Consider the following 11,746-nt stretch of genomic DNA (forward strand, 5'->3'; position numbering starts at 1 on the left):
AAACTATTCGCGAAGGGTTTCCTACTGGGTTGACACACTGTGGTGTTTCTTACCGGCAGGAAACTATTCGCTTAAAGTTTCCTACTGGGTTGACACACTGTGGTGTTTCTTACCGACAGGAAACTATTTGCGAAAAGTTTCCTATTGAGTTGACACGCTATGGTGTTTCATACCGACAGGAAACTATTTGCGAAAAGTTTCCTATTGAGTTGACACACACTGGTGCTTCTTACCGACAGGAAACTATTCGCAAAAGGTTTCCTATTGAGATGACACGCAGTAGTGTTTCTTGCCGACAGGAAACCATTCGCTTAAAGTTTCATACTGAGTTGACACACAGTAGTGTTTCTTACCAAAGGAACCCTCATCCCAACATTTGACAAACTCTTCCATCTTTGATACTCTCTTTATAGAAATAATTCTATTTGACACAGGAGTTTAGACTGCATATGGAAAAGATTTACATTGATACCGCCAAAATCCTGAAAGCCATTTCCGACCCCAAAAGGCTGAAAATCGTGGACATGCTGTCCTGCAGGGAGCAGTGCGCCTGCGGGCTGCAGAAGGCCTTTGCCATTACCCAGCCCACCCTCTCCCATGACATGAAGGTGCTGGTGGAGTCGGGCCTTATTATCGACAGGAGGGACGGGAAGAATATTTTTTATTCCCTCAACCCTGCGGCCCTTCGGGATTTCTATACCATTATGGGAGAAATTTTCAAAAACAAGCTGCACTGCGTCTGCGACGGCCATCATGCCCATCAGACAGCTCCTTCCGAAAGGCAGGAGGCCCGCTGAAAAATTCCCTTTTCGGGAATTTTTTTCATGGTGACCTTTCTTTCATCCCCGTTATAAACGATGCATAAAATTATCAAATTTCATTTCCTGCAAAAAATATAAAATATTTCCCTTATGAATCTTCTGTTTATCATGAAAAAGTGGTAAACTATATAAGGAAATAGCAATCGTTCGTTGCTATAAATAGGTGGTAGAGGTGATAAACATGGCAGAAGTAACTGAAAAAAGTATTGTTGTTTGCGGCGTGGATAAATACGCTGTAGCAGATCTGAAGCGTGTTTACGGCAGCGTAACATACCAGGGTGCGGAATACATTTTCCTGCAGTTCCCGGTAGTTGGCGACACAGTCAGAGAATATCGTCCGGACAGCTACACCACAGCTATCCAGCTGGGCGATGAAATTTTCGACGGCCAGACTTTCCATTATCATGTAACCCTCACTTATGACGGACATGTAAGAGAAGTGGCTTATCTCGGTCTCGACGATGCAGGTCGTCCGGATACTGTGGATATCGAAGCCTGAAACCAATGAAAAAATCCTCGGAGAAATCCGGGAATTTTTTTATTGCGTGCAGTTGTGGCACTAACGACCGGCAGCTGTATTCCCGAAGGTTGACACGCCCTTGCGGGCGTGAGGGTTGATGGCCCGTGCGCTGGTGCGCCGGGCCAAGGGTTCGGTCCGGAATCGGCTTCGCCTTCCGAACCGGTTCTGAGGGCTCCGCCCTCGGGAGTTATGAAGTACCACTCCGCTAGGGAGGTACGGCGCCCCTGCGGGCGCCATTTTATATGCCGCTTCGCGGCATTAACTTGCATGGAACTCAGTCACATCCGCCGACAGGCGGATTATACTGGCGCCGACAGGCGCCCACCTCGCCAATCGGTCAGGCGATTAAAAGGAAGGCCTCCTATTGGGCAGGCTAGAGGCCAACTTCGCCCGACTTGCGTATTCCATGCGGAATACGCACACAGCGTACTATATAACTACCCTGGGCCGGCAGGCCCTCAAACTGTCCGGGAGGCGTCAGCCGGTCCCGGACAGAACCCTTGGCGCCCAGGGCGCAAGCCCGGCGGCGCCATCAACCCTCGCCCGCGAAAGCGGGCGTCAACCTTCGGGAATACAGCTGCCCACAGCCAATGACTCTACAGCCCATAGTCCTTCGTCCCGGGTATCTTCTTCACCCGGATGCCCGGAAGAATCAGAACCACACTGGCTATGAGCCCTACGAAGAGGGGATCCATGGGGAGGCGGAGAAGCGCCGCCAGAAGGGCGGCCAGGGTGCTTCCTGCCATGGAAATAACCGCCCAGGTTTTGGTCAGGTGTCCCGGAAGGAAGACGGCTATGGTGAAGGGGATGAAGATACCGCCGCCGCGAAGGGCCATGGAGAGGTAGTTCCAGAAAAGCACTTCCGACCCCCGGTTGGCAATGGAAATGACGCAGGCCAGCGCCATGACGGCCAGCACCGTCATTTTCGTCACCTTCAAAAGCTTCAGGTCGTCCGTGATTTTGGTTATGGGCATGATGATATCATGGGAAATCATGGTGCCGATTCCCAGGGACAAGCCGCCGATACTGCCGATGAGGGAAAGAAGAATGCCGCCCATGGCCAGGCCGCCGATAAGGGTGGACGTGTGGTTGATGAGGTAGGCCGGCAGCACCAGAATAGGCGATACGTTGGGATCAAAGGCGTGCATGTACATGCCGATGGCCACACTGGGGAGGCCTACCGGAATAACGATGAGGGCCGCCGTGAAACAGCCGAAGGCCGCCGTCACCGGCGTGCTGGCGGAGAAAATACACTGGATATAGGTCTGGGTGCAGAGAACACCTACTATGACGGAAAAGAGATTGGCCATGGAAGGCTCAAAGCCCCGTCCGAAAAGATCGAGCTCCCTCTCCGGCAGGGCCGCCCAGGCCGGAGAACCGTGAAGCATCTGGAAAGCCTCAAAGCCTGCCACGAACAGGGACACCCAGATAATGGCCATTTTCATAATGCCCCCCACCGCTGCACTCTTCATGCCGCCGAAGAAGGTATAGCCGATAACCATGACAATGAGGAGCACCGAAGAAACCATGGGATCCAGCCCCGACAGGCTGGAAATGATTTCAATGCCCGGCAGACAGCTGGCCACGGCAGAGAAAAGAATGCCTATGGAAGAAATCACGGAAGACAGCTCCTCCGCCTTCTTTCCGTAATTCAGGGACAGAAACTGGGGAATGGTCTCCAGCCCCGTGCCCCGCATGCGGCGGGCATAAAAGAGTCCCATAATGATAAAAGCAATGCCGCTTCCCAGCGTAAACCACCAGGCCGACAGACCGAAACTGAAAGCCAGCTGCGCCGTACCGATGGTGGCGCCGCCGCCTACCACCGTACCGGCAATACTCCCTGCCACCAGGGGAACTCCTGCGCTCCTGCCGCCTACACTGTAACCGGCGGCCGATGAAATGGACCGGGAATGGTAAATCCCGATGCCGATGACCAGGGCCACAGTGAAGAGGATAATCACTGCATGCATGGTTGTAAGATTCATCCTGATTTCCTTCTTTCCTACTGAATCTTCAAAAGCTTTTTACAAAAGCATTATAGCAGAACAGGTTGTCTATGAACAGAAAAAAATGACTTTTCATAACCATTTTTTTCTTTTGCAGAGGAAAAAGGTATAATGGAAATACAGGGGCCGCCCCTCCCTATTGTGCCCCCGCTTGCGGGGGAAAGGTGGTGCCGCAGGCACCAAAGGGGGACGCCCGCTCCGCGGGCGAGGGTTCTTAAGGTTCTTAAGTTTGACGGCCCTAAAGGCCGAGGGTTGTGGTGGCGGCTTCGCCGCAATAAAAAAAGGGGCGCGGCTGACGCCGCAGGTTGTGTAGAAGGGTTGTGAAAGAGGAAGATTGACGGTGCCTGTCGGCCCCGAAGGTTCTTAGGGTTCTTAGGTTTGACGGGCCTGCGGCCCGAAGGTTGTGGATTGCCCTTCGGGCAATGGAGTTTATAATGCCGCCTGTCGGCGGTGTTACAGGATTTCCTTCCCGCCGGAAACGCGGACAGCGGTTAGCGGACAAACGCTCCCACTGTCCCACTGTCTCACTGTCTCACTGTCCCACTGTCTCACTGTCTCACCAGCTCACCAGCCCACCAGCTCACTAATTTACAAAGGAGTATCCCATGTACAAAGCAGTCATTTTTGATATGGACGGTACCATTTTAAATACCATCGGCGACCTCACCGCCGCTTCCAATTATGCCCTGGCGAAAATGGGGCGGTGTCATGATTTCACAGAGGAGTCAATCAAGCTCTGCTTCGGCTGCGGCATTGACGCGGATATGGAGAAGGTACTGGCCCTGGAGGGCGGCTGCCCGGAGGAGAATCTGGAGTATATCGGAAGTTCCATCCCCTTTTCCTGCTATCATTTTTCGGAAAAGGACGTAGAGACTTTGAAAAGTTTCTTCGTCCCCCGCTACGCCGCCCACTGCCGCGAAAAGACGGCGCCCTATGAAGGCATACCGGAGGTGCTTTCCGCCCTTCGGAGCCATGGCGTTTTAACGGCCGTGGCGTCCAATAAGGATGACCGGGACGTGCAGGTTCTGGCGGAAAGCCTCTTTCCCCGCCTTTTTGATAAAGCCATGGGAAATCACAAAGAAATCCGGCGCAAGCCGGCGCCGGATATGGTGTTGGAAATCCTGAAGGATTTCCATGTCCCGCCGGCAGAGGCTGTTTACATCGGCGATTCGGAGGTGGATATAGAAACGGCCAAAAATGCAGGCCTTCCCTGCATTTCCGTAAGCTGGGGCTTCCGCACCCGTTCCTTCCTCCGGGCCCACGACGCAGAGGTGATGGTGTCGTCGCCGGCGGGGCTGCTGCCGCTTTTGATGTAATATATATAGGATGACGAAGGGGGCGCGGCTGACGCTGCAGGTTGTATAAAAGGGTTGTGTAGAAGGGTTGTGAGAGAAAAGGTTCAACATACCCTCCGGCCCGCTGGGCGGTCAGGTTCTCAGGTTTGACAGCGTCTTTGGCCGCTGAGGGTTATGGAGTGCCGCTAACGCGGCAAAGTATATATACCGCCTTAGGCGGCTCAGGCAGCTCAGGTTAAAAAAAGACATATCCGCCATGAAACCGGATTCGTAGTCAGGCGCTGCCGCGCCTCCCCCCTATCCGGCTGCGCCGGACTTCCCACCATCCGGGTGGCAGAATCATCATTTCTATAATTCCCTGCAGAATCATCTATCACAAGCAGGCACCAAAGGGAGCTGCCAGGGAAGCGCAATGAACCCATGCCGCCGAAGGCGGAATATATACTTCATCGCCCGCAAGGGCGATACCACAACCCTCACGCGCAGGCGTGTCAAACCTCCGAACCCTCGGGCCCATAGGGCACGTCCAACTTAAGAACCTTTCATTTGGGGAATCTATTCCCCCGCCATTTTGAAAACGCAAAAAACCCTGTGAAACCATTTGATTTCACAGGGTTTTTTCATTTCCTGATTATTTATGTTCGAAAATATCCACGCGCCGTCCTTCGGCTCCGCTTCCATCTTCTGCGCCTTTCACCATGGCCACCAGTTTGGAGGCGTCCACGCCGTGATCTACAGCGTACTGTTTCACGCTGTCAATGCGGCGGGCAGAGAGGTCTTTGTTATAGTCCGCACTGCCGGTGGCATCAGCCCGGCCTACGAGTTTGAAGGTGTGGCCTGTTTCCTTGGCCTTTTTAATGAAGGCTTCCAGGTTCACCTTCTGGGCATCATCAATGGCGGCGGAGTCGCTCTTGAAATGGATGCTGTTGAAGTAGTAGTCATTTTCCGGTGCCTTTACCGGTGTATCTGCCGGTACGTCCACCGGATCCGCCTTGCCGGCGGAGGGCTGGATGGTAACGGTGGAGGGAGCTGTATCTTCTTCGAAATCGTAGTTCTTATCTTCCGTTTCCGTAAAGGCTGCTGCATCGCTGCCGCCGAAGCGGTAGGACAGGCCGGCCATGAAGCCTTTGTAGGACACGTTGTGGTCATCGTCACCGCGGGTGTTGAGGTAATGGTAGCCGGCATTGAGGTCCACGTTCTTGTCCACTGCCAGGTTCACCCCTGCTTCCCACAGGGAGGTGGATTCGGTGCCTACGGCGCCTTTGGCATATACATCCACCACATCGTTCACCGGCTGGCGGGCCACGATGCCAAGCTGGGCAATGTTATTGGTGGTATCGGAGGAACCGAAAACGCCGCTGGGGAAGTCCTTCATGGCAATGCGGTTCCACCCTGCAAAGGCAGCTACCTGGGGATGCAGGGAGTAAAGAGCATTGATTTCATTCATATTGCCATTGGTATGGTCCGTATGAAGGCCGGTATACTGGTACTGGGCAGCCCAGCGGTCGTTAATGCCATAGGTCAGTCCGCCCAGGAAATTCCATTCTCCGTCGGATTTATAGCCATTGGAATGGGCGGAGGAGTCCCACATGCCCACATTCACTTCCGTTTCTCCCTTCTTAAAGGAAGTCTGGGGAGACGCATAGGCCGCGCCGGAAATGGAAGCCGCCAGGGCCAGCATAAGAAGTATTTTTTTCATCATATTCACCTCACGAATTTACGCTTTATGTGTTCAGTCTTATGGATATTATACCATATGGTTTCCTACTCGGCATGACACCACTGGAATCAATATCGACAGGAAACTGTTGGCGAATGGTTTCCTATTGTGGTGACACGCTGTGGTATTTCTTACCGACAGGAAACTGTTGGCGAATAGTTTCCTATTGTGGTGACACGCTGCTGTGTTTCTTGCCGGCAAGAAACTATTCACGAAAGGTTTCCTATTGAGGTGATACGCTGTGCTGTTTCTTACCGCCAGGAAACTATTCGCGAAAGGTTTCCTATTGAGATGACACGCATTGGTTTTTCTTACCGACAGGAAACTATTCGCAAAAGGTTTCCTATTGAGGTGATACGCAATGGTGATTCTTACCGACAGGAAACTATTCGCAAAAGGTTTCCTACTGAGTTGAAACGCAGTGTTGTTTCTTACCGACAGGAAACTATTTGAAAAAAGTTTCCTATCGAGATGATACGCAGTAGTATTTCTTACCGGCAGGAAACTACCTTGGCAGCACATCTTCCATTTCTTCGATCATGCCCACGTTGCCGCTTTCGATGAGTTTCCTGAATTCTTCCAGCTGGTCTTTGATTTCTTTGGACATTTCGGGAAATTTCGGCGCAATGTCCTTCAGTGCCTTGATGACGATCTGGGAGACTACGTAGCGGGTGTACCATTTATTATCCGCCGGCACGATGTACCAGGGTGCTTCCCTGGTGGAGGTGGCGGAAATCATTTCGCCGTAGAGTTCCTGGTACCGGTCCCAGTACCGTCTTTCGTTAATATCGGCCATGGAAAATTTCCAGTTTTTCTTTTTATTCAGAATCCGCTGGGCCAGGCGGTCCCGCTGTTCGTTTTTCGACACATGGAGGAAGATTTTAATCATGTGAAATCCGTTTTCCCCCAGGTACCTTTCCCAGTCCCGGATCTGGCGGTAGCGGATGTCCCAGATGTTCTTGGTAATCAGGTTCTTCGGCAGCTTGTCCTGGCTGATGAGGTCATGCACCCTTGTCACCACCACGTCTTCGTAGTGGGAGCGGTTGAAAATGCCGATGTCCCCCCGCCGGGGCAGGGCTTTGTTAATGCGCCACATGTAGTCGTGATCCTTTTCTTCGGTGGTGGGCTGCTTGAAGGACACCACGTGCACGCCATTGGGATCCAGATGGGAAAAAACATGGCGGATGGTGCCGTCCTTGCCGGCGGCGTCCATGGCCTGAAGCACGATGATGAGGCCGTAGGTACTCTGGGCATAGAGCTTGGCCTGCAGCAGGCTCAGCTCCTCCAGGGCTTTGGGAAAGGCGCTCATTTTCACCGATTCCTTGTCTACATCCGTATCGCAGGCAGTGGGGAATTTCTTCAGATTGATTTTCTCCCCTTCCTCCGCCCGATAGCGGTCAATATCGATTTTTACATTGCCGTCATATGTCTTCTCCGGCACATCTTCCCGATTTCCCCGATTTTCCATGATAGTTCTCTCCTTGAAATAGTACGATGCAGATTGGACACGCCCTTTAGTCGTGAGGGTTGACGACCCTGACGGGCCGAAGGTTCTTAAGGTTCTTAGGTTTGACGGCCCTTCGGGCCGAGGGTTGTGGTGGCGGCTGGCGCCGCAATTTATAGTTGGCGTTACGGGATTTTCCGCCCCGCACAGTCATTCTGAGCCGCAGGCGAAGAATCTCGGTATACACCGCATATGAGACAGACGGTAGTAAATACCGGTCGGCGGGAAGGTAACAGACAGTAAGCGGTAAGCGGACATCCCTTTCTAAGCCCCCTGAGCGAAGCGAACACAACCTTCAGCCCGCGCGCAAGCGCCGGGCTGTCGCCCCTCCGCCGCAGGCGGGCGCCCCTTGCTCTGAAGAATGCACCCCTTACCGCCGACTGGTATTTATCAGCCTTGAGTCACTATCTCCATGTACCGAGATCCTTCGCTACCGCTCAGGATGACTGTGGGAGGCGAGAAGGTAACAGACGGTAAGCGGACAGCGGATAGCGGACAGCGGACAGCCTATTCCTTCTCTATGGAATTCTTGATTTCTTCCAGGGATTTAATATCCACTTCGGAAATGAGCTTCTTGAACTGTTCCAGCTGGGCCGCCACATCCGGCGCCAGTTTCGGGAACTGGGGATTGATTTTTTTCAGTGCCTGCAGGGTGATGAGGGCCACCACGTAGCGGGTGTACCATTTGTTGTCCGCCGGAACGATGTACCAGGGGGAGATGTCCTTGGAGGTTTTGGAAATCATTTCCTCGTAAAGTTCCTGGTACCTGTCCCAGTACTGTCTTTCGTTCATGTCGGACATGGAGAATTTCCAGTTCTTCTGCTGGTTGATGATACGGTCCATGAGGCGGCGCTGCTGTTCCTTCTTCGATACGTGGAGGAAAATCTTCACCATCTGGAAACCGTTCTGGTAAAGGTATTTTTCCCAGTTGTTAATCTGCTCGTATCTTTCTTCCCAGATGTCCTTGTGAATCAGGTCCTGCGGCAGCTGGCCCTTATGAATGAGGTCGTGAATGCGGGTGACGATGACGTCCTCATACTGGGAACGGTTGAAAATGCCGATGTCTCCCCGCTCCGGCAGGGCCTTATTGATGCGCCACATGTAGTCGTGATCCTTTTCTTCGGAGGTTGGCTGCTTGAAGGACACCACCTTCACGCCGCCGGGATCCAGGTTGGCGAAGACATGGTTCACCGTGCCGTCCTTGCCGGCGGCGTCCATGGCCTGGAGCACGATAATGAGTCCGTAGGTATTCTGGGCATAGAGCTTTTCCTGCAGATCCTTCATTTTCTCAATGGTTTCGGGAAAATAGAGGGACTTTACCTTTGCCTTGTCAATAGCCACATCACAGGCAGTGGAACATTTCTTCAGGCTGACTTTAGCCCCTTCCTTGACCCGGTACCGGTCAATATTCACTTTACCATCCTTGATTTCATCCATAGCTTCATCCTCCTGTTCATTAAAATCTCTCTTTATTATAAAACATATTTCCCCTGGCCGTCATAAAAAGAATTTCTATGACCGCTTATAGTATAATAAGAGAAAAGGAGGGATCACCATGGAAGAAGACAAAAAGCCCGAGGGAAAAAGGTACCGCACCATGGAAAGCATTGCCGGCGTTTTCGCCGGCTCCGACGTGCGGCAGAAACTTTTTGGAAATAAGGGTTTCCAGTTTTACCTTTTCCAGAAAAGGTGGCCGAAAATCGTAGGGGACCTCATGGCAGAGGAATCCTATATCACCGGCTGCAAGGGCCCCCTCCTCTTCGTCCGGGTCACCAACTCCACCTTCCTCCAGCAGCTTTTCATGATGAAGGCCGACATTCTGAAAGCCCTTGCCAAAGATGAAATCGGACGCTATTTCACGGACATCCGATTTCTTTCCGGCTCCCCCAAAAAGCCCTACAAGCCCTTCACCACCCTGGCTCCGGTAAACCGGGCCATTGAAAAGGAACAGAAAATGTACAGCCAGAGCCTCACAGAGGAAGAAAAAGGCTGGATCCAAAACTGGGTGGGAAGCCACGTAAAAAAAGAGGCCCTTCGGCCTCCCTTTGCGGAAATGATGGAAGAAGTGCTGAAAATCAGGAAAGGTGAACTGGCCGGCGGCTACCACCCCTGCGCCCTCTGCGGCAGCCTCTGCCCGCCGGAGGACCCCCTCTGCCCCGCCTGCCGGCGGAAGCTGAAAAAGACGAAGCAGAACAAGGTCACCCTCCTCCTCAAGGCCAATCCCCACTACACCTACCAGCAGGTGCGCGCCATCCTCCCCTGTGAATACAGCATGTACGAAGAAGCCCGGGACATCCTCATCCACCGGGCCAAAGAAAAGATCTTCCATAAACAGGCAGCATCGGAAGAAAAAAGAAAACTCCTTGCTCTCCTCCTCCACCGGCCCCTGGATACCATTACGGAAAAAGAAGCAGAGGATATGCTGAAGAAAATGCCCCAGAAGAAATGGGACTAGAGCGGCGGCTTCGCCGCCGCAGGTTCAAAGAGGACGGTTGACGGCCCTTTGGGCCGAGGGTTCTTAAGGTTCTAAAGTTTGACAGCGGCCATTGGCCGCTGAGGGTTGTGGTATCGCTGCCAAAGGCGGCGATGAATATAAAGACAGCGTTACGGGATTTCTTGCACCGTTATACTGGGGCGCAGGCGAAAAATGATCGTTCGACCAACTAAAAACCAAGCCCTTTTATGGACTCACTTCAGCTTTGTAAAGCCCCTATTTAGAACGGTTGTTGTGGATGTGATGATTGAATCGTTTATAACCGTTTTGAGGAAAAATATTTGCCAAAACTTTAAAGTACATGATAATATTGACATAAGGCAGCTGGCATGGCTTTCTCTTACTTTTGGTAAGAGGGGGTGATTCACTATGAGCCAAGACTTATATCAGGCCTTTATGGTCATGATTAACTTCGCGGCCCTGGTGGTCGCCATCATTGCACTTGTTAAAAAGTAGCAATTGAAAAAAGCCTCCCATGGCTGGGAAGGCTCCTTTCAAATACTAATCATCTGAGAGAGCCGTTTTCCTGCCGAGGATGCCAGCTGTCTCTTTCTATGCCCATTATACCACAGGAAATGGAAAAGGTAAATTTATAAGGATTCCATTTTCTTAGAGAGCGGGAGAATTTTGGGAAACTATCACACCATCCTTCCTTCTCACTCACCCAAAAATTGTTTCACGTGAAACAGGCCCGGCGCAAAAAGCGCCGGGCCTGTTTTTTTTAAGGAAGCACTGATTAATTCGAAGAATCGAATTTCATATGTATTTTTATCCAATGCTTCGTCATAAGCCTCCTTAAATAGCTCGCTATTCGCGTCGGCTTATTCCTCGCATTGAATAAAAATGCAAGAATGAAATTCGATAACAATTTAATCAGTGCTTCCTTAACAGCAAAAAACTCCTGATTCATCCCATGCTGATGCGCGGTAGGGCGTCAAGGTCGCCTTCTTCAGTGAATCGGCCAGGGGTAGCCGCCGAAGCGGAATGTCTGTGTCGTCAAAGAAGAAAAAGCACGCTATATTGCCACCGAGAGTTCTAACAGGTCTTTCATCAGGAGTTTTTTGAGTTGTCGGTACCGAAGAGAGAGCTGATTCATGAGAAGTTCTTTCCATTTCCCCTGTTCCTTATAAGGAATGCGCCTGGCAGGAGGAAAGGAATGTCCCTTCGGAGCTCCATCAGCTCTCTCTGATAACATAGTCCTTTTGAGGGAAAGGGTATCTCAGGAATAAAAAAGGGGGCGGCTTCGCCGCAGGGGCTGCCGCTGACGCGGCAGGGTTGTGTAAAAGGGTTGTGAGGGGAAAAGGTTCTCAAGTTTGACCGGCCTACGGCCGGAAGGTTCTTAGGTTGTGCGCCAGTTCGGCGTGTATAGTATAGTCTGGTGAAAGT

Annotated in this window: 9 protein-coding genes; 5 read left to right on the top strand and 4 right to left on the bottom strand. The window is 51.9% G+C overall.

The genetic code is table 11. From position 1 onward, the window contains the following. The first annotated feature begins 449 nt into the window (after positions 1-449). Both Q0482_RS00815 and Q0482_RS00820 read left to right on the top strand, forming a co-directional pair. Entirely contained in the window at positions 450-797 is a 348-nt protein-coding gene (locus Q0482_RS00815; RefSeq protein WP_299142213.1) for a metalloregulator ArsR/SmtB family transcription factor, read from the top strand. Between the two features lie 205 nt (positions 798-1,002). Further along, positions 1,003-1,320: a glycyl-tRNA synthetase gene (locus tag Q0482_RS00820; protein ID WP_232217322.1), complete on the top strand. Its 318-nt coding sequence runs from the start codon at positions 1,003-1,005 to the stop codon at positions 1,318-1,320. A 617-nt stretch (positions 1,321-1,937) separates the two neighbouring features. On the opposite strand, the gene Q0482_RS00825 is transcribed toward Q0482_RS00820, so the two are convergent. Next, a complete protein-coding gene (locus Q0482_RS00825; RefSeq protein ID WP_299142216.1) occupies positions 1,938-3,326 on the bottom strand; it encodes a sodium:solute symporter family protein in 1,389 nt (462 codons plus the stop codon). A 626-nt stretch (positions 3,327-3,952) separates the two neighbouring features. Here Q0482_RS00825 and Q0482_RS00830 point away from each other — a divergent pair. Beyond that, positions 3,953-4,663: an HAD family hydrolase gene (locus Q0482_RS00830; RefSeq protein WP_299142219.1), complete on the top strand. Its 711-nt coding sequence runs from the start codon at positions 3,953-3,955 to the stop codon at positions 4,661-4,663. A 610-nt stretch (positions 4,664-5,273) separates the two neighbouring features. Here the strand turns inward: Q0482_RS00830 and Q0482_RS00835 are convergent. From Q0482_RS00835 to Q0482_RS00845, 3 genes are all read right to left on the bottom strand, one after another. Next, positions 5,274-6,344, bottom strand: coding sequence for an OmpA family protein (locus tag Q0482_RS00835; RefSeq protein ID WP_299142221.1), 1,071 nt, complete (start codon positions 6,342-6,344; stop codon positions 5,274-5,276). A 523-nt stretch (positions 6,345-6,867) separates the two neighbouring features. Then, the gene (locus tag Q0482_RS00840) at positions 6,868-7,830 is read right to left on the bottom strand and encodes a polyphosphate kinase 2 family protein (protein ID WP_299142223.1); all 963 of its coding nucleotides are present in this window, start codon (positions 7,828-7,830) and stop codon (positions 6,868-6,870) included. A gap of 543 nt (positions 7,831-8,373) precedes the next feature. Then, complete coding sequence (locus tag Q0482_RS00845; RefSeq protein ID WP_299142225.1) at positions 8,374-9,303, bottom strand: PPK2 family polyphosphate kinase; 930 nt, start codon at positions 9,301-9,303, stop codon at positions 8,374-8,376. A 118-nt stretch (positions 9,304-9,421) separates the two neighbouring features. Here Q0482_RS00845 and Q0482_RS00850 point away from each other — a divergent pair, with 118 nt between their 5' ends. Then, positions 9,422-10,321 (top strand): DciA family protein, encoded by a 900-nt coding sequence (locus Q0482_RS00850; protein WP_299142227.1) that lies wholly within the window; start codon positions 9,422-9,424, stop codon positions 10,319-10,321. A 408-nt stretch (positions 10,322-10,729) separates the two neighbouring features. Beyond that, entirely contained in the window at positions 10,730-10,816 is an 87-nt protein-coding gene (locus Q0482_RS09970; protein WP_366517975.1) for a putative holin-like toxin, read from the top strand. Positions 10,817-11,746: the final 930 nt, after the last annotated feature.

Source organism: uncultured Dialister sp. (genome assembly GCF_937959425.1).
Lineage (GTDB): Bacteria > Bacillota > Negativicutes > Veillonellales > Dialisteraceae > Dialister.